The 19207-nt window shown below is 62.0% G+C and carries 15 protein-coding genes; 5 read left to right on the top strand and 10 right to left on the bottom strand.

The window, feature by feature from the left end:
• Nucleotides 1-23 precede the first annotated feature (23 nt).
• On the bottom strand, nucleotides 24-2024 hold the full coding sequence (locus tag AC1RTA_RS03885; RefSeq protein ID WP_492784001.1) for an FIST N-terminal domain-containing protein: 2001 nt from the start codon (nucleotides 2022-2024) through the stop codon (nucleotides 24-26).
• Nucleotides 2025-2222: 198 nt separating this feature from the next.
• Nucleotides 2223-3743, bottom strand: coding sequence for an aldehyde dehydrogenase (adh, locus tag AC1RTA_RS03880; RefSeq protein ID WP_014236560.1), 1521 nt, complete (start codon nucleotides 3741-3743; stop codon nucleotides 2223-2225).
• Between the two features lie 300 nt (nucleotides 3744-4043).
• Between adh and AC1RTA_RS03875 the strand changes: the two genes are divergently transcribed.
• The gene (locus AC1RTA_RS03875) at nucleotides 4044-5984 is read left to right on the top strand and encodes a sigma-54-dependent Fis family transcriptional regulator (RefSeq protein WP_492784000.1); all 1941 of its coding nucleotides are present in this window, start codon (nucleotides 4044-4046) and stop codon (nucleotides 5982-5984) included.
• 107 nt (nucleotides 5985-6091) lie between these two features.
• Here the strand turns inward: AC1RTA_RS03875 and AC1RTA_RS03870 are convergent, their stop codons facing one another.
• A complete protein-coding gene (locus AC1RTA_RS03870) occupies nucleotides 6092-6856 on the bottom strand; it encodes an ABC transporter ATP-binding protein (RefSeq protein WP_287874349.1) in 765 nt (254 codons plus the stop codon).
• Nucleotides 6857-6891: 35 nt separating this feature from the next.
• On the bottom strand, nucleotides 6892-8061 hold the full coding sequence (locus AC1RTA_RS03865) for an efflux RND transporter periplasmic adaptor subunit (RefSeq protein WP_492783999.1): 1170 nt from the start codon (nucleotides 8059-8061) through the stop codon (nucleotides 6892-6894).
• Between the two features lie 219 nt (nucleotides 8062-8280).
• Here AC1RTA_RS03865 and AC1RTA_RS03860 point away from each other — a divergent pair, with 219 nt between their 5' ends.
• The 3 genes from AC1RTA_RS03860 (at nucleotide 8281) to sixA (ending at nucleotide 11130) form a co-directional block, all read left to right on the top strand.
• Nucleotides 8281-8973 (top strand): Crp/Fnr family transcriptional regulator, encoded by a 693-nt coding sequence (locus tag AC1RTA_RS03860; RefSeq protein WP_014236556.1) that lies wholly within the window; start codon nucleotides 8281-8283, stop codon nucleotides 8971-8973.
• Between the two features lie 140 nt (nucleotides 8974-9113).
• Nucleotides 9114-10637 carry a CYTH and CHAD domain-containing protein gene (locus tag AC1RTA_RS03855; RefSeq protein ID WP_492783998.1) on the top strand — a complete coding sequence of 508 codons (1524 nt, stop codon included), beginning with the start codon at nucleotides 9114-9116 and terminating at the stop codon, nucleotides 10635-10637.
• Nucleotides 10638-10665: 28 nt separating this feature from the next.
• A complete protein-coding gene (sixA, locus tag AC1RTA_RS03850; RefSeq protein ID WP_492783997.1) occupies nucleotides 10666-11130 on the top strand; it encodes a phosphohistidine phosphatase SixA in 465 nt (154 codons plus the stop codon).
• A 45-nt stretch (nucleotides 11131-11175) separates the two neighbouring features.
• On the opposite strand, the gene AC1RTA_RS03845 is transcribed toward sixA, so the two are convergent.
• A complete protein-coding gene (locus tag AC1RTA_RS03845; RefSeq protein WP_492783996.1) occupies nucleotides 11176-12873 on the bottom strand; it encodes an LTA synthase family protein in 1698 nt (565 codons plus the stop codon).
• A gap of 83 nt (nucleotides 12874-12956) precedes the next feature.
• Nucleotides 12957-13310, bottom strand: a complete 354-nt coding sequence (locus AC1RTA_RS03840; RefSeq protein ID WP_492783995.1) for a DMT family transporter — start codon at nucleotides 13308-13310, stop codon at nucleotides 12957-12959.
• On the opposite strand from AC1RTA_RS03840, the gene AC1RTA_RS03835 reads away from it, so the two are divergent.
• Nucleotides 13309-14040, top strand: coding sequence for a class I SAM-dependent methyltransferase (locus tag AC1RTA_RS03835; protein WP_492783994.1), 732 nt, complete (start codon nucleotides 13309-13311; stop codon nucleotides 14038-14040). The genes AC1RTA_RS03840 and AC1RTA_RS03835 overlap by 2 nt on opposite strands.
• Here the strand turns inward: AC1RTA_RS03835 and AC1RTA_RS03830 are convergent.
• From AC1RTA_RS03830 to AC1RTA_RS03815, 4 genes are all read right to left on the bottom strand, one after another.
• Nucleotides 14037-15941, bottom strand: a complete 1905-nt coding sequence (locus tag AC1RTA_RS03830) for a glycosyltransferase 87 family protein (RefSeq protein WP_492783993.1) — start codon at nucleotides 15939-15941, stop codon at nucleotides 14037-14039. The genes AC1RTA_RS03835 and AC1RTA_RS03830 overlap by 4 nt on opposite strands.
• A gap of 2 nt (nucleotides 15942-15943) precedes the next feature.
• Nucleotides 15944-16897: a glycosyltransferase family 2 protein gene (locus AC1RTA_RS03825; RefSeq protein ID WP_492783992.1), complete on the bottom strand. Its 954-nt coding sequence runs from the start codon at nucleotides 16895-16897 to the stop codon at nucleotides 15944-15946.
• 65 nt (nucleotides 16898-16962) lie between these two features.
• Entirely contained in the window at nucleotides 16963-17433 is a 471-nt protein-coding gene (locus AC1RTA_RS03820) for a pilin (protein WP_492783991.1), read from the bottom strand.
• Between the two features lie 180 nt (nucleotides 17434-17613).
• Nucleotides 17614-19200: an HD domain-containing phosphohydrolase gene (locus AC1RTA_RS03815; RefSeq protein WP_492783990.1), complete on the bottom strand. Its 1587-nt coding sequence runs from the start codon at nucleotides 19198-19200 to the stop codon at nucleotides 17614-17616.
• Between the last annotated feature and the right edge of the window lie 7 nt (nucleotides 19201-19207).

Genomic DNA, 19207 nt, shown 5'->3' with positions numbered 1-19207 from the left:
GGCAAGGCTGCGCTGCTGTCGGCTCAGGGAATCAAGCCCTTGAGGGCATCGGCCACGCTACGGGTATGCTGGGCGGCCGTATCGGACTCGGCACTAATGGTCGAAAGGCTGGTGAGAATGGGGGCGAGGCGGGCAACATCGCCGGAATTGAGTTCAATGGATTGCGCCACATCGCCGATATCCTTGGCCAGCCGGTCCACTTCCACCCCAATCTCGTCGGCGCTGAGGCGGGACTTCTCGGCCAGCTTGCGCACTTCGTCCGCCACCACGGCAAAACCGCGGCCCTGTTCGCCAGCCCGGGCAGCTTCGATGGCGGCATTGAGGGCCAGCAGGTTGGTCTGGTCGGCAATCTGCTGGATCAGTTCCACCACGCTGCGAATATGGCTGCCGGCCTCGGCCAGATCCCGGGCGCTGGATGCCACGCGCAGGGATTCGGCAGAGAGCCGCTCCACCATGTCTTCCGCTTCGCCCACCACACGCCGCTGCTCGCCAACACTACGGGACAACTGCTCTACCGAGCCGTAGAGATCATCGGCACTGGAGCTGAGATGGGCAGAAGTCTCTTCCTGCTGGGTTCGGGCCTGGCACAGCTGGACTCCCAGGGCATTGAGGCCGGACACCACTTCGGCAAAACCGCCGGTGAATTGGCTGGGATCGTACTGGCTGTCGAAGAGGCCGCTCTCGTAGTCGGCCACCTGCCGCACCACGGCCCGGGACAAGCCGGAGTATTCGGCAATGCGCCGACGCAGGAAGAAGGCCTTGAACTCCCCGTAACGCACGGGGAAATCATCCACATAGGGATCGCGAAAGCGTTCGCCAGCCGCCACCCGGAAGAAGAATACGGCCGTCAGGGTCTGGTTGAGGTTGAGGCCGAGGATTTCGCCGAAAGTGGAAAAACCGGCTACCGGCACGCCATCCATGACCCGGGCCATGGCGCCCAGCTCCCGGCTATTGTTGAGGCGGCGCAGGATGCAGTCGTTGAGGATGCCGGCGACGGGCCGCCCTGGCTTGCCCTGGAGAAAAGTCTGGAAGTCCCGGCTGGTCTGCTCCACCAGACTGGTGCGGCGTACCAGTTGCAGTTCTTCACCAGGCGCCACGTCGCAGAAAAAGCGCACTTCGTTGGCAGCCGGATCGATGGCGGAAACAGAACGCACGAACAGGTCGTTGCCCACCCGGATGGCAAAGGAATAGTCCGCCAGCTTGGCTTCCAGATCCCCGGCAGAGCACCCCAGGGCACCGCACAGGGCCTCGATGAAGGGCACGATGCGGCCGTTCTGGTCCAGCACCGAGGCAATGGCCCGACGCTCCACCGATGCCTTGAACACATGGAAACTGCGCCCTGCCGTCTCGAAATTCTGGCTCTTGAAGACCCCGAAGCGTACCTCCGGCGCCAGCTTCATGAAGGCGATGAGGGCATGGTTCTCCAGGCGTTGCTTGCCGTCGTGGATCCAGGTGTGATCGAAAGTCAGCTTGCCGCCGGCGGAGCCGCCCACGAACAGACAGGGAAAGCGCCCCGACTCGTACAGGGCTTCCATGAAGAAGGATTCGGAATTGGACAGGCCGTCCAGCAGCACATAGGCCAGGGTGTCCCGGTAATCGATATCCAGATCCACCGACACCCGCCCGAGGGCTGCCACCATGCGCGCCACCCGCTCACTCGCCGACAGGGCGATGCTACCGGAGCGCAGATCCTCCGACCCCAGAGGCACCGCCACCACCTGGGCCCGCGCCACCAGGGACTCGTCGAACAGCTGGACCACCACCCGATCCCAGCTGTTGCCGGTATCGCAATAGAGGCCGCCGCTGCCGCTGCACAGTTCGCCGCTGGTGGAGCACAGGGATAGAGGCGTAGACGGGTAGCGGCGGCGCAGCACCTGGGCCACGGCATCGATATCCGCATGGGGAGAGACAAAGCCAAGCACCAGGGTCGGTGCGACATCTTCCCGCTCCAGCAGGCCGGCCAGTTCGCTGCTGCGACCGACCAACGTCACCACACCGGGAAGCTTGCGACGTAGCTTAAACATGAGAACCCCCAATCAACTTTTTATGTTCAGCGGGCAGTCGGCCTCTTTTGTCCCATGTCGGGCACGCTCACGCCCATCAGGGTTTCATTGTATTCCGTTCGCTTCGGCGTGGAACCTGCCCCCCCAGGCGGATGGCCTCCCCCATAAAAAAAGGGCGCAGCCCGCACCGGCCGCGCCCCTGCCAAGGGAGGAGACGTTTTAGAAGAAGCCCAACGCCTTGGGGCTGTAGCTCACCAGCAGGTTCTTGGTCTGCTGGTAGTGGTCCAGCATCATCTTGTGGGTCTCGCGACCGATGCCCGATTCCTTGTAGCCGCCGAAGGTGGCGTGGGCCGGGTAGGCGTGGTAGCAGTTGGTCCACACCCGGCCGGCCTTGATGCCGCGGCCCATGCGGTAGGCGGTGTTGCCGTCCCGGCTCCACACCCCGGCGCCAAGGCCGTAGGGGGTGTCGTTGGCGATTTCCAGGGCTTCGGCTTCGGTCTTGAAGGTGGTCACGGCCAGCACCGGGCCGAAGATTTCCTCCTGGAAGATGCGCATCTTGTTGTGACCCTTGAACAGCGTCGGCTGGATGTAATAGCCCTCGGCCAGCTCGCCACCGAGGCGGGCCCGGTCGCCGCCCACCAGGCATTGGGCGCCCTCTTCCTTGCCGATGGCCAGGTAGGACATGATCTTGTCCATCTGCATCTGGGAGGCCTGGGCGCCCATCATGGAGTCGGTGTCGAGGGGGCTGCCCTGCTTGATGGCCTTGACCCGGGCCAGCACCCGTTCCATGAAGTGGTCGTAGATGGATTCGTGGATCAGGGCCCGGCTGGGGCAGGTGCACACTTCGCCCTGGTTGAAGGCGAACAGCACCAGGCCTTCGATGGCCTTGTCGAAGAAGTCGTCGTCGGCGGCGGCCACGTCGGCGAAGAAGATGTTGGGGGACTTGCCGCCCAGTTCCAGGGTGGCGGGAATGAGGCTGTTGGCGGCAGCCTGGGCGATGACCCGGCCGGTGGCGGTGGAGCCGGTGAAGGCGATCTTGGCGATGCGCTTGCTGGAAGCCAGGGCCATGCCGGCGTCGCGGCCGTAGCCGTTGACGATGTTGAGCACGCCCGGGGGCAGCAGGTCGGCGATCAGCTCGGCCAGCACCAGGATGCTGATGGGGGTGGATTCGGCGGGCTTCAAGACCACGCAGTTGCCGGCGCCCAGGGCCGGGGCCAGCTTCCAGGCGGCCATCAGGATGGGGAAGTTCCACGGGATGATCTGGCCCACCACGCCGAGGGGTTCGTGGAAGTGGTAGGCGATGGTGTTTTCGTCGATCTCGCTGATGGAGCCTTCCTGGGAGCGCAGACAGCCGGCGAAGTAGCGGAAGTGGTCGGCGGCCAGGGGAATGTCGGCGTTGAGGGTTTCGCGGATGGCCTTGCCGTTGTCCACCGTCTCCACGTAGGCCAGCATTTCCAGGTTGGCCTCGATGCGGTCGGCGATCTTCAAGAGGATGTTGGAGCGTTCGGTGGCGGAGGTCTTGCCCCACTTGTCGGCGGCGGCGTGGGCGGCGTCCAGGGCCAGCTCAATGTCCTCGGCGCCGGATTGGGCGGCCTGGGTGTAGGGCTTGCCGGTGATGGGGGTGATGACGTCGAAGTACTGGCCCTTGACCGGGGCCACCCACTTGCCGCCGATGAAGTTGTCGTAGCGGGCCTTGTACTGGTGTTTGGCGCCGGCGCTGCCGGGGGTCGCGTAAAGCATGGTGTCTCCTTCCGTTTTTATGGGGATCGAACAAGGCTCCAGAAAGGGAGCCCGCCTTCTCCTTATCAAGGGCCGTGCCAGCGCCGCCACCCAAGCCCAAGCCATTGATTCCTATGGCACCGCCCCCTGCCGCCGGCGGCGGCCGCCGCCCCGTGGCACGTCCCGTCCCGGCACAGCTGTACCAAAATGACACACCCGGTCGGACACTTCCGGGGAAAGCATTGCACCGGGGAAACAGAGGGCTATACTCGCCGGACCACACCATCCGACCCGTAAGAGGCCGGAGCGAAGGAGACATTGATGAACCATCCGCACCCGCGGGCTGGCGCTCCCTTGCTGCGCCAGGCCCGACGCCTGTTTCTCGAGCAGGGCGAGCTCCCCCCCGGCCTGGTGGACGAGCGCCTGCTGCGCTCCTGGCACCGCAGTCGCGGCGCCGGCCTGGAGCCGGTGGGCCGCAACCCGGAAACGCCGCGCCTCTCCGAACAGCACCTGCGCCAGGCCCTGGAGCGCCACCAGGAATTCGTCGCCCACGCCGAGCCGGTCATGGAATACCTCTACGCCCAGGTCCAGGCCTCCCACAGCATGGTGGTGCTGGCCGACAACCGGGGCCTGCTGGTGCATGCCCTGGGGGACCCGGACTTCCTCGGCAAGGCCGAGCGGGTGGCCCTGGCCCCCGGCGCCTCCTGGCACGAGCAGCACCGGGGCACCAACGCCATCGGCACCGCCCTGGCCGAAGGTGCGGCGGTGGAAATCCACGGCGCCGAGCACTTCCTCGAACGCAACACCTTCCTCACCTGCGCCGCCGCCCCCATCCTCGATCCGTCCGGCAAGCTCCTCGGCGCCCTGGACATCTCCGGCGACCACCGCAGCCACCACCCCCACACCCAGGGCCTGGTGCGCACCGCCGCCCAGATGATCGAAAACCGGCTGCTGCTCTCCCGCCACCGCCGCCACATCCGCCTGCACCTGCATCCCCGGGCCGAAGGCATCGGCACCGTGGCCGAAGGGGTGCTGGCCCTCTCGGAAGACGGCTGGATCGTCGGCGCCAACCGGGCCGCCCTGGCCATGCTCGGCCTGCAGCCGGCGGACCTGGGGGCGACGCCCCTGGAGCGGGTGCTGGACAGCCGCAGCGAAGACCTGCTCGACTGGGGCCGGCGCCAGGGCCAGCAGGCCCTGCTGGTGAACACCCGGCGCGGCGGCAGGCTGTTCCTGCAGATCCACGCCGGCAAGGCGCCCATCCCCGTCGGCACTGCCGCGGCGAGCACCCCGCCCCAGGATGCCCTGGCTGCGCTGGATACAGGCGATACCCGGCTGAAAGCGGCCCTGGACAAGGCCCGCAAGGTGGCAGGCAAACCCATTCCCCTCCTGCTCCACGGCGAATCCGGGGTCGGCAAGGAACTGCTGGCCCAGGCCATCCACCGCAGCAGCCCCCACCGGGAGGGCCCCTTCGTCGCCGTGAACTGCGCCGCCCTGCCGGAAAACCTGATCGAGGCCGAACTCTTCGGCTACGCCCCCGGCGCCTTCAGCGGCGCCCGCAAGGAAGGCAGCCCCGGCCGCCTGCGCGAAGCCCACGGCGGCACCCTGTTCCTGGACGAGATCGGCGACATGCCCCTCAACCTGCAGAGCCGCCTGCTGCGGGTGCTGCAGGAACGCCAGGTGACGCCCCTGGGCAGCGGCAAGCCGGTGGCGGTGGATTTCGCCCTGGTCTGCGCCACCCACCGGCCCCTACGCCAGGAGGTGGAAGCGGGCCGCTTCCGCGCCGACCTGTATTACCGCCTCAACGGTCTCACCCTGACCCTGCCGGCCCTGCGCGAGCGCAGCGACTTTTCCGCCCTGGTGGCGCGGCTGCTGGCGGAAATGGCCCCCGGGCGCAGCCTGGCCCTGGCCCCGGCAGTGGCCCGGGCCTTCGCCGACTACGCCTGGCCGGGCAACCTGCGGCAACTGGCCAACGCCCTGCGCACCGCCACCGCCCTGCTCGAGGCGGACGAGGAATGCATCGACTGGCCCCACCTGCCGGACGACCTGGCGGAGGAACTGCAGCAGCGCCCCCTTGCCGCCGACGCCGCCGCGACGATGGCGGAGCCGGCGCCGGACCGGCTGCAGGAAGTCTCCCGCCTGGCCATCCAGCGGGCCGTGGCCGCGGCCCGGGGCAATCTGTCGGAAGCGGCCCGGCGCCTGGGCATCAGCCGCAATACCCTGTACCGCAAGCTGAAGGCCGGCGCCACGGGGGAAGTTTCGTAGACGCCCAAGACGGCCGGCCTGACACCCAATAAGGACGGGCCTGTGCGGCATGGCATGCCGGACAGGCCCGTTTTCATTGGCTCCCGGGGCAGGCCCCGGTGCGGGGATCAGCGCGGACGGATTTCCTGGCGGGCGGAGAGTTCGCCCTTTTCCAGATGCATGATGGCGTGGGCCGATTCCGCCGCCCGCTGGTCGTGGGTGACCATGACGATGGTTTTGCCCAGCTCGTCGTTGAGGCGCTGCAGGAGGTGCAGGATGTCGCCGGCCGACTCCCGGTCCAGGTCGCCGGTGGGTTCGTCGGCCACGATCAGGGTCGGGTCGGTGATGAGGGCCCGGGCGATGGCCACCCGCTGCTGCTGGCCGCCGGAAAGCTCGTTGGGCGTGTGGTCCATGCGGTCCGCCAGGCCCACCATGGAAAGGGCCAGTTCGGCCCGCTCCCGCCGCTCAGCCTTGCCGAGGTTTTTCAGCAACAGGGGCAGTTCCACGTTTTCCAGGGCGGTCAGCACCGGCATCAGGTTGTAGAACTGGAAGATGAAGCCCACGTTTTCCGCCCGCCAGGCTGCCAGCTCGGCCTCTTCCAGGGCGGCGATGTCCTGGCCGGCGACGCTGAGGGTGCCGGAGTCGGGCCGATCGATGCCGGCGATGAGGTTGAGCAGGGTGCTCTTGCCGGAACCGGACGGCCCCATCAGGGCCAGGAACTCGCCGGCGGCGATGCCGAAGCTGATGCGCTCCAGCACCGGCACCACCTGCTGGCCCCGGCGGTAGCTCTTGGAAAGGTTGTCGAGGACGATCAGGGGCGCCGCGGGGGTGCCGCTGCCAGTGTCACCTGTCCCGGCACCCAGTCCGGCTTGATGGCCGACAGCGTTCAGCACGCTGCCCGCGGCGGCGCTTCCGTCCACCGCGCCGCTCACTTGCTCACCACCTTGACCCGGTCCCCGTCCCCCAGGCGCTCGCCGGGACGGGCCACCACCTTGGCTCCCGGCTGCAACGCCGGGTTAGCGCTTACTTCCAGCAGATCGTTGATCTGGCGGCCCACCGTCACTTCCACCCGCTTCGCCTTGCCGGCCTCGACCAGGAACAGGGACTTGCCGTCGGCCGCCAGGGCATCCTTGTGCACCGCCACCAGGGGCTGGCGCTCACCGTCGCCCATGGGCTTTTCCAGGAAGGCCACCTTGGCGCTCATTTCCGGCAGGATGCGCTCGTCCCGGTCCACGAAGCGCACCTTGGTCATGACCGTGGCCTTGGAGCGGTCCACCGTCGGCACCAGGCGGCTCACCTCGCCGCGGAAGCGCAACTCGGGAAAGGCGTCGAGCTGGATTTCGCAGGGCTGCCCCACCTTGATCCTGGCCAGGTTGGATTCGGCCACGTCGGCTTCCACCTCCAGGCTCTCCATGTCGGCCATGGTCACCACCGCGCCCTTGCTTTCCAGGGCCGAGGAGAAGGGGGTGATGACGTCGCCGATGTTGGCGGTCTTGGTCAGCACCACGCCGTCGAAGGGGGCGCGGATGAGGGTCTGCTCCACCCCCACCTGGGCCGCCCGCAGATTTGCCTGGGCCACCGCCACGGCGGCGGCGGCCTTGTCGAAGCGGGCCTGGGCCGTATCCAGGGAGGAACCGGAGACGAACTTCTTCTGGGCCAGGTCCTTCGCCCGCTCCAGGGCGGCCCGGGCGTCCTTCAGTTCGGCCTGGGCCGACAGCACGCCGGCGCCGGCCTGGTCGGCCTGGGCCTGCACATCCTTGTTCTCCAGCCGGGCCAGCACCTCGCCGGCCTTGACCCGGCTGCCTTCCAGCACCCCCAGCCATTCCAGGCGGCCGGTGGCCTTGGAGGCGACAGAGGCCTTGCGGCTGGCCACCACGTAGCCGGCCGCATTGAGCAGGGTGACGCCCTGGTAGGGATAGGCGGTGGTGACGGAGACCGTTTCCACCTCGGTCTCGCGCCGGGAGAGGGAGGCCAGCAGCAGGCCGCCCAGCACGAGGACAGTGGCGCCGATGAGCCAGGTGCGGCGGCGGGAGCGGGGCGCGGCCGGAGCGGCAGGCCCCCGTTTGAGGCTGAGGCGGGAGAGATCGGGCTTGGACATGGCAGTGGGGGGAGTCGGGATTCCGGGCTGTCGGCAGAGGCGCAATGATGGGCCGATTATAGCCGTCCCCGGCCCGTCGCCTGCCGGGAATGGGGACCGCCGCCGTATCGGGCGCCGGCAGCGGCTAATCCCCATAAATGACGGGGACTTCCCGGGCTTGTCAGCGTGGGCCTCTAATGCGACCATGGAGCCCATTTTTCCATTCGAGGAGTGCCGTTCGTGACCACCAGCAATCTGAACATCGACGCCTTGCTGTCCTATGTGCCCATGTTCAATGGCCTGGCCCCGGACGAAATTGCCCGCATTGCCCGCGGTACCCGGGAAATCCACGCGGCACGCGGCGACATCCTGTTCCACAAGGGCGATCCCTGCCAGGGCCTGCATCTGGTGGTCTACGGCCAGGTCAAACTGGCCTTCACCTCCGCCCAGGGCGGCGAGAAGGTGGTGGAAATCCTCGGCCAGGGCCAGACCTTCGGCGAAGCCCTGATGTTCATGGACAAGCCCTACATCGTCTACGCCCAGGCCCTCACCGACTCCCAGCTGCTGCACATCTCCAAGGCCGTGCTGTTCGAGGAACTGGAACGGGACCCCAAGCTGGGCCGCAAGATGATCGCCGGCCTCTCCATGCGCCTGCACCAGATCATCACCGACGTGGAATCCTATTCCCTGCACTCCGGCCGCCAGCGCATCATCGGCTACCTGCTGCGGGACCTGCCGGACGAGGAACACCTGCCCAAGGAAACCACGGTGAACCTGCCCACCAACAAGGGCATCATCGCCTCCCGCCTCAACCTGACCCAGGAACACTTCTCCCGCATCCTGCACGAACTGTCCGAGCGGGGCCTGATCAAGGTGGAAGGCCGCAAGATCCATATCCCCGACGTGGAAAAGCTGCGCACCTTCGACCTCTAGGCATTCCGGGGCCGCCGGCGCGGCGCCCGCAGTCCGCGAAAAAGCCCCTCTGCCGGGGCTTTTTTGTTTTCTGCGGCAGGCCCGGCGGCGAAGGGGCCGCTGTCATATTGGGATAAATCGCCGGGTGTAGAATCCCCGCCATGGCCCTCGAAACCGAACTCAAGCTGCGCCTGCCCCCCGGCGGCGCCGCCCGCCTCCTGCGGCATCCGCTCCTGGCCGGCAGCGCCCCCCAGCGCCAGCGGCTGCTCAACACCTATTACGACACCCCCGACCTGGAACTGCTCGGCCAGCGCATGGCCCTGCGCCACCGGCGCAAGGGCTGGGACTGGCTGCTGACGGTGAAGACCGCCAACCCGGCCAGCGGCGGCCTGGCCCGGCGCAACGAGTGGGAAGCCAAGGTGGCACCCGGCCAGTTCGATTTTTCCCACGTGGACGATGGGGACCTGCGGCACTGGCTGGAAAAGCGCACGCCCCGCCTGGAAGCCGCCTTCACCACCGACTTCACCCGCCTCGCCTGGATTGTCGAACCGGCACCCGGCACCCGCATCGAGATCGCCCTGGACCGGGGCACCATCCAGAGCAAGGGTCAGCGGGAGCCCCTGGGGGAACTGGAACTGGAGCTCCTGGCCGGCCCCGAGACCGCCCTCTTCGCCCTGGCCCGGGAACTGTCCACCGCCCTTGGCGAACGCCAGGCCCTGCACCCGGTGGCGGCGAGCAAGGCGGAGCGGGGCTACGCCCTGTTCACCGGCCGCCGCAGCCCGCCCCAGAAAGCCCGTCCGGCGCCCCTGGAGACGAACCTGACGCCCCTGGCCGCCTGCCGCAGCGCCGCCCTGGACTGCCTGCAGCACCTGCAGGCCAACGAGGCCGGCGCCCAGCGCGGCGACAGCCCGGAATACGTGCACCAGGTGCGGGTCGCCATCCGCCGCCTGCGTTCCCTGCTCAAACTGTTCGCCCCGGTGCTGCCGGAAGCCTTCCGGCAACGCTGGACCGGCCCCTGGCGCGACCTGGGCCGGGGCCTGGGAGAAGCCCGCAACTGGGACGTGTTCCTCAGCGAAACCCTGCCTCCCCTGAACGCCGCATTCCCCGGCGTTGCCGAGCTGACCCGCCTGGAACGGCACGCCAATAGCCGCTCCCAGGCTGCCCACCTCGCCGTGCGCCGCCTGCTGGGCTCGCCGGCCTACTCCCGCCTGCTGCTGGAATTCAGCGCCGACCTCTTCGCCCTCGGGGAAGAGCCGGCCGGCCAGCGCCCCCTGGCCGACTTCGCCGCCCGCCGCCTCGACCGCCGCGCCCGCCAGGCCAGCCGTCTGGCCCGCAACCTGGCGGAGCTGGACCACGCCGGCCGCCACCGCCTGCGCATCGCCTTCAAGAAGCTGCGTTACGCCATCGAGTTCCTTGCCCCCGCCGGCGGCAACGGCGCCCCTTACGCCCAAGCCCTGGCCCGCCTGCAGGAACACCTGGGGCGCCTCAACGACCTGGCCACCGCCCGGGAGCTGCTGGCCCCCACCCTGCCGGCCCGGCCCGGCCTGGTCATGGGCTGGCTCGGGGGCCGCAGCGACCTGCTGCTGGAAGAACTGCCGGCCTTCCTCGAGGATTTCCTGGCCCAGACGGCGCCCTGGGAAAAATCCCCCGGCAAGCGCAACAAGACTGCAAAGCGGAGCGGCTAGGATGGCGCCTTTGTCCCCGGAGACCGCCATGGACCTGATCCTCTGGCGCCACGCCGAAGCCGAGGTCGGCAGCGACGACCTGGCCCGCCGCCTCACCGTCCGCGGCGCCAAGCAGGCCCGGCAGATGGCCGCCTGGCTCAAGCCCCGCCTGCCCAAGCACACCCGCATCCTGGTCAGCCCGGCGGTGCGCACCCAGCAAACCGCCGACGCCCTGGAACTGCCCTACGAAACCAGCCGCAAGCTGGCGCCCGACGCCAGCGTCTACGACCTGCTCTCAGCCGCCGGCTGGCCCGACAGCCGGCAGACCATCCTCATCGTCGGCCACCAGCCCACCCTGGGCCAGCTGGCCGCCCTGCTCCTCTCCGGCCAGGAAGCGCCGTGGACGGTCAAAAAAGGCGCTGTATGGTGGTTCTCCAACCGGGTCAGGCAGGGGGAAACCCAGACTATCTTGAAAGCAGCTCAATGTACTTGGTCATTAGCGGGAAGCGGGTAAAACCTCCGCGGGTGAGTTGCTTCACTTGATGGACGTTACCAAAACTCACTTCGGCAACAATTGCTGATTCCCAAACATGGACAAGTAATAGAGCCATGGGGGGTAGGCTGTTACTACCTCACGATAATTACCTGACGGAGGACGATCACAGAGCGACTTCCTCTTTGCATACTCCAGCGCAGGGAGTCCCGCATGCAAGAACTCACTATTTAGTGCGTAGGAAAGACAGAAAAGCGGCTTGCCACTTGCCTGTTCCGCAAAACGTTTCAGCCGGTCTTTTGCCGGATAAGCCGCATAAGCCGGTACATCTCCTCGCACTTCCAAAGAACCACTGGAGGAAAACTTGAACGATTCGTTGAGATTCCCTACAAGATCAAACTGTTCTTTTGTCAGCACATTGTTCTCGTAAAAGAAACGGGTCAGCCCGGGCTTGTGGTCGCCATAAACAACAAAAAGGGCATCTGGAATCTCCTTCCGGGCGGCATCCACGAAACTCGCCATCCGCTTAATGGAGAAACTAAGACGGCGATGGTAGTCACTGGCACCAAAATCGTTCCCGCCTTTATATCCTCCGTGGTTATAGACAGTGATCAGGTAGAGAAATAACGGGGAACTTTTGCTTTCCTTGATTACGTTGAGAGCTGCGTCATAGAGATACGCATCATCCGCCCAGAACGGACTACCGTCGTGGGGCATGTCTTCCAGCGATATGAAGCTTTGGAATCCAAGTTTCGGCTTGACCTTATCCCGATTCCAGAACTTTCTTTTGTGGTTGTGGATGACGACGGTCTGATACCCGGCCCCCACCAATGATCGCGGCAACGCATAAACATCTGGCCGCATAAAATCTGCATATTCCTGGTAGACAATACCCTTCAACCCACCTCCTTGAGAGGGCAAACCAGTCAAAAATTCAAACGATGCATTGGCTGTATTGCCACCGTAGACAGGCGAGATGGTACGAAAGGGGACAAAACCACGTTCGACCAAAGGGGAAAAACTATCAGAGAAAAACTGAGCATCGTGCCAACATGACTCGCACAGAATGGCGATGATATGGGGGGGGCGCGCTAGGCCCTCTACTTGGGGCTGGCTCAGGGATGTAAATTCCTGAACCTCTGATGGGGAAGGCACATTCGGCAGGCGGCGAACACTAGTCTGGACCAAGTGGAATAACAAACCGTTTTTCTTGACGTTCCCATCCCAGTCCCAATATACGTAATCAACCCCGCCCTGTTTCAAGCCGAACTCAACCCACCCTGCGATTTTCCCATTGAGAAATACCGCGTAAGGAGAAAGCACGATAGGCAGCAGAACACAGCAACCGACTATCCGTAGGTGGCTTCCACGGACCAGGGATGCCCACCATGTACGCCTTGCTCGGAAAGCAGAGGCGAAAATGATCATAGTGAGCAACAGCAACAATAAAGAGCTAGAAACAGATAAATAGTGGAAAACGATGGAGTAATTGTTGGTGGACCGGAGATCAGCCCACACTAAAGGCTCTGCGGTCAGCCCCAACTTAGTCCAGTGGATATAGCCAAGCGCAAAAGACAAAACCCCCAGCAGAGCCGCCGCAATCAAGGGAGGGAAAGCAAAGCGCAAAAGTAAGTAGCCCAAGGCCATTGGGCATAGAGACATGAGGATGGCAATCCAACGGATTCCACGCCAGTCTTTCCAGTAAAAGTCCTGAAAAACACTAGCACTTGCAAAGTGGATCGTTCCCAGCAGGACCGCAATCACAAGAGTCTCTATCGCTTGACGCAGAGGCAGTCGCAAGCTCCACCTGTCAACGAAAGCTTTTCTCATGAGAACAAAGCTCAAAGCTATCTGCTGACGCACAAGATGCCAATCACAATCATCACGATGCCCAGCCACCGCAAGGGACTGATTGATTCACCAAAAAAATACACGCCCCCAATAGCAGCTAGAATGAAAGTTCCGCCAGCAAGAAGTGGGGACGCCAGGGAAAGAGGCGCTCTGCTTAGAATTTTGGCAACCAATAGAAAGCTGAAAAAATACATGGCAATGGCTGACACAATCCACGGAGAAACCCAGTCCTGCCATTCGTGCAACCCATTCCGGCCCATGTATTTGGTCACTACCTGAGCACCCACATTCAAAACAATAGCCCCTGCGGCTAACAGACCAATATAACCATCTAAATTAAATTTCATCATGACAAAATCCGAACAGCCCGCATTGCAACGACAAGGGGGAGTACATTACTCAGGAAAGGAGGAGCTCTATGCCACGGCACTTCTGCGTAACTACAACGCTCATATTTGCTCGCTTTTTGCAACACATCTAGCCCACTCCAACAAGGATAAAGCCATACTCGATTTCGGGGCTGGGTATGGAATTTTGGCGGACAGAATGTCCGAATACGGCACCATAAAATGCCTAGAAATTGATCCAGAGCTAGCGGCCTACCTAAGCACAAAGCACCCTGTCGCAAAGTCGCTAAGCGACATCGAGAACGACAGCATGGACCTAATTTATTCCTCCAATGTTCTGGAGCACATTGAGGACGACCTCACCACACTGCAGGAGCTCTTGGGAAAGCTAAAGAAAAATGGCAGGCTATGCCTCTACCTCCCTGCATTCAAATTAATCTGGAGCAGGATGGATGAACGGGTTGGTCACCATCGGAGATACTCGGCGTCAGACATCCAGAATAAACTGGTTGCCGCAGGATTTCGTGTTATGCAGTGGCACTATGTTGATAGCTTGGGTTTCTTTGCATCCCTACTTTTTAAACTTATTGGCAGTAAAGATGGGGAAGTCAGTTCCCGGGCGCTAAAACTGTATGACCGGTACTGTTTCCCCCTATCCCTTCTAGTTGATCGTTTACTTGGAAAATGGGTGGGGAAAAATATTTTTATTGCTGCAATGAGGGAGTCGGATTAATGGCACCACTCCCTACTGAGCATCGTTCCTTTCTCAAGATCAGGGGCACTGCCGACCAGCCGATCACCCATTGCCAAATAAGGTCGATATATCACCACTTCATCCTTGAGGATTAGAGCGGCTTGCTGATTAAAGTATAGCCGCTGCCAGCCTCCTCGCCCCTGCATTGCCAGTGTCGGGCTAGGCCCCAGGAGGGAAGAACAAGCCTTCTCTGCCGTATCAAAAATTCGTTCAACCCGAGCCATTCTCTCAAGGGCCTGCGGTGTTGTAGGACTAATAACCAGGGGACACGCCCACATCTGAAAATAGTCTTCCTGTTCCGGATTCAGTAATCCGCTCCCAGCCCACTCGACCACGCCCTTCCCTTTCAATCGAATCTGCATGCACGGCCGCCCGGTCAGCACAAACCCATAAGGCTCGACTAGGGCAGACAAATCATCCTGAATTCGCTGTGGCAACCCCTCCTCATGGGCCCGAACAGTCGCTCCCAAGACATAAAAATCCCCATCCCATGCATTGATCATTTTTCTCAACCGCGGCAACATCTGCCTCCCATACGGCAGGGTGTACTGGCCCACGATATTCGTAACAACAGAATCGCGATGAAGGAATGGAATCGCCATTGAATAGGTTTGGACTCCGACCGAAAGAAAAAATGCTTTTTTGTTCCTAAGTATGTCCGGAACATCCACTTCGATCCAGGCGCCTTCCCATGCAGTAGGTTGCCAGCGGAAATTACCAACACTGACATACCCATGGGCCACTTGCAAAACCAACAAACACCCCGTGATCAAGGCAGCCCATCGGAGCGGCATGATTCTGATGAGCACCACCGGCAACAGAAGTCCCGCCAACAACCATAAAGGGAGCGCATAGCGTCCGATTGTGGAGCCCCACAGCCAGGCGGAAAATCCCAGTAGCCAGAAGCACACCAAGGCGAACGGCCATTTTGACACTCGAATCTCTGTGGAGCGAATGCTAGCAATAGCCACCCAAACGAGCGCAAGGAGAAGGGGAAAAATTCGCAAATCTGGGCTCAGGTTTTCCGTATAGATACCGGAACGAGCTTCCATCATCCGGAGGGGAAGCAGCAGCAAATCCTTGACGCCCCCAAGTTGAAAGCGTCCATCATGAATACTGACAAACGGAAAATCCGGAGAGTGGAAGAAGCTATTAGCAAAAGGAAATATCGGATTGCCGAACTCTTGCCACAACAGCCAGCCCCAATAGCCGTGCAGCAAAGCCCCACCAGCTACGGCTCCGCCAACTCCTTGCAGAATCACCCGCCAGCTCCAGAAAGAGCGGCCAAGTGCAACCAAAACAAATCCGAGAAAAGCGGGTGCGAAGAAGATGTTGGTAAGCTTCAGACCGATGGCGGCACCCAGCAAAGCGCTCCCCGAGAATATGCGCCACCGCGTGGTCTCAAAGGTAACAGCATACAATGCCGCCATAATCAACAACGACGAAATCGGATCGATAAAGCTACTGCCAACCGTCGTCAGAAAAACGGGAGATACAGCTGATAGAGCGACGCCTACAGCCCGAAAAAAGGAAGTCGCGCCGTCATTGCCAGGCAGCAAACGAAAGCTGAGCCCCCATAACAGCAGAAGATTGCAGACATGAACGAGCGTAAGCAGGGCTGCAATGGCAAAACTGGGTAACCCTAGTTTTATCAACCCATAGAAGGGAAGATATCCTATGGGATTGATATAGCTCTGGACGCCTGCGGCGAGAAAATCCTGCGCAACCCGACCTTCCAGAAACTGATAGGCGCCGTAATAGTGGTAATTGATCAAATCCCAATTTACATCTTTCCCAGCCAAGAACACCCACAGAAAGACGGCAACGACTACTAGCGCTACGGCAGCATACTCAAGCCGTCTCGGAGAAATGTAGTGCATGCTTATCGTCCGGTACGCCGCAAGTTAATTTCCAGTTCTTTGCGCTGCTGATAGGCGGCAGAGTCCAGGATCAAACCGATGGCAAGGGAAAGAACAGCGACTAGCTCAAGGCCCGTGGCCAGGATGGCCAGAGGGAGGTGGTGGATATAGCGCTCCCGCACCCAGTCGGTCAACACGGGAACTGCGGCCACAAGACCACTCAAGAAGAAAAGCAGCGATAAACAGCCAAAAAACTTAAATGGCTTGTAATAACGAAGTATCTGGGCAATGGCAAAAATGACTTTGGCGCCATCTGTAAAGGTATTCAGCTTTGAATAACTCCCTGCCGGACGATCTTGATAATGTACCGGTAGTTCGACGACACGGAACCGCCCATTTACAGCATAGAGAGTTAAATCCGTTTCCAATTCGAACCCTTCGACTAGACAGGGGTAATTCTCGACAAACTGTCGCGTCATCACACGGTAACCGCTCATGATATCGGTCAATCTGGCATAAAAAAGGGAGTTCACCATCCATGCAACCAAAGAGTTGCCAAACCCATGGAAGGGGCGCTTGTTTTCTCGAGCATACGCCCCCGAGCTGAGCCGATCTCCGACAACCATGTCTGCCTGGCCACTCAATACCGGGTCTAATAGCTTCGGCAGAATATCTACCGGATAAGTCAGATCTGCATCTGCCATAACATAAACATCGGCATCCACTTCAAGAAAAGCTCGCCGAACAGCATTTGCTTTCCCCTGCCGGCGCTCCGACAAAACGCAGCCGGAAATGCCGGAAAACTGCAAAGTTTGCAAGGCGACACTACCGGTATCATCGCTCGAATTGTTATCGACCACGATGATCTGCGCCCCCGGCAGTACCCGATGGAACTCCCGAATACAGGCAGCAATAGTCGTCGATTCGTTGTATGCCGGCAGAACAATAGCAATTTGAGTGCGAATAGATTTGGCCATAGCTCAAGACAAAAATGAAAAAAGGGCATGCGTCACGCATGCCCTTTTCTGGTTAAGCCCGGAAATTAACCGCGGCAGGAACCCGGCAGATACTTGGCCTGCAAACCGGTACCGGGGCCGCACTTCCACAGGGCCACAGTTTTACCGGCATCGCTGGAAGTCAGCGGGTTAGAGCCGGCCGCATCGGTATAGGGGGTCAAAGTAACGGTCTTACCATTTACATCACCATTAATGTTCTGGATTTCCACAGACACAACACCTGCGTCACTGGTACTGATGGACTTCACATACTTGGAAGCGCCACCAGTGGCAGAGTTTTCGCAACCCCAGGAGCCGCCCGCAGGCAAAGAGGAGGAAGACTGCACAACTTCACTGATGGTGGTACGACAGGCGGAAGCGGCCAGGATCACTTCGGACATCTTGGCACGGACGGTGTAGTCCTGATAGGCCGGCAGTGCAACGGCGGCCAGAATGCCGATGATCGCAACCACGATCATCAGTTCAATCAGGGTAAAGCCCTTCTGAATGCTTTTCATGAGTAAATCTCCTTAGCAAGTAATAGAACGCCTTGCGACGCCGATGGAATATTAGCAGGAAAGATGCCAACCGACACGGAACCAGGCAAGCCGTTGTTCTCCCTGAACTATGGCTAGTCCCCCGGCGCAAGACCGAGGTGACAAATTACGTCACATTGAACGATACACGTCACCCCGGCCTCAGATATCGATCTGTTCCGGGCTGATGAAGCGGCGGGCATAGGTGGCATAGACCTTCTGCTGCATAAAGACGTCGAACAGGTCCGGATCGATGTGGCCGCCGGCGCGGAAGCGCTCCATGATCGCCAGGGTCTGGGACAGCTTCATGCCTTCCTTGTAAGGCCGGTCCCGGGCGGTGAGGGCTTCGAAGATGTCGGCGATGCCCATGATCCGGGCCTGGATGCTCATCTGTTCCCGGGTCAGGCCCCGGGGATAGCCCTTGCCGTCCATGCGCTCATGGTGGCCGCCGGCGTATTCCGGCACGTTCTTCAGGTGCTTGGGCCAGGGCAGGGATTCCAGCATGCGGATGGTGGCGACGATGTGGTGGTTGATGATCTCCCGCTCGGCCTCGGTCAGGGTGCCGGCCCGGATGGTCAGGTTCTCCACTTCGTCCGCGCTGAGGAAATCGTTTTCCTTGCCCTGCGCATCCTGCCAGCGGTAGCGGCGGGCGATCTGCCGTACCCGCTCCTGGTCTTCCGGCTGCATGGCTTCGCCGCCCACATTGCAGCGCTGCAGGAAGCGCTGGTCTTCTTCCATCTGGGCCAGACTCGCTTCCAGTTCCTGGCGCGCCTGGCTTTCCCCACGGCCGCCGGCAATGGCCTGCCACATGCGAATCTGGGCATCGCGGCGGATCACCTCGAAGCGGGTATCCAACAGATGGATGCGGTCGAAGATGGTCTGCAGCTTGGTCGCCTTGTCCACCACGTGCACCGGCGTCGTCACCTTGCCGCAATCGTGCAGCAGGCCGGCCATCTTCAGCTCGTAGCGGTCCTTGTCGGACATGCTGAAGTCGGCCAGGGGGCCTTCCGTGGTGGCATTCACCGCCTCGGCCAACATCATGGTCAGCTCCGGCACCCGCTGGCAGTGGCCGCCGGTGTAGGGGGATTTTTCGTCGATGGCGGTGTTGATGAGCTGGATGAAGGACTCGAACAGTTCTTCCAGCTGGGAAATGAGCTGCCGGTTGGTCAGGGCGATGGCCGCCTGGGAGGCAAGGGATTCGGCCAGGCGCTGGTCCGCATAGGAGAAGGCCCGCACTTCACCGCTGACGGGATCCTGGGCGTTGATCAGCTGCAAGACGCCGATCACCTCGTTCTCATGGTTCTTCATGGGCACCGTGAGAAAGGACTGGGAGCGGTAGCCGGTGCGGGCGTCGAAGGCCCGGGTGCCGGAGAAATCGAAGCCCTCCGCCGTGTAGGCGTCGGCGATGTTGACCGTCTGCAGATTGAGGGCGCTGTAGGCGGCCACCATGGAATTGTTGGGCTCGCCGCTTTCGGTGTACAGCGGCAGGTCGGGGAACTTGGAGGAGAGGGGCTGGCCGCTGCTGCCGCCAAAGGCGATGGCCAGGGAGTCGGTGCGGACAATCTCGAAGCGCAGATGGCGCCCGTCCTCGGTCATGCGGTAGAGGGTGCCGCCGTCCGCGTGGGTGATCTGCTTGGCCGCCAGCAGGATGCGCTCCAGCAGGCGATCCAGGTTGCGCTCGTGGGAGAGGGCCGCCCCGATCTCGTTGAGTTGCTCCAGGCGCCGGAAAAGATCGTCCAGGGTATCCATGCCCTAC

This window comes from Azospira sp. MPR-E4 (genome assembly GCF_058809645.1).
This window is presented reverse-complemented; position numbering and strand designations above follow the sequence as displayed.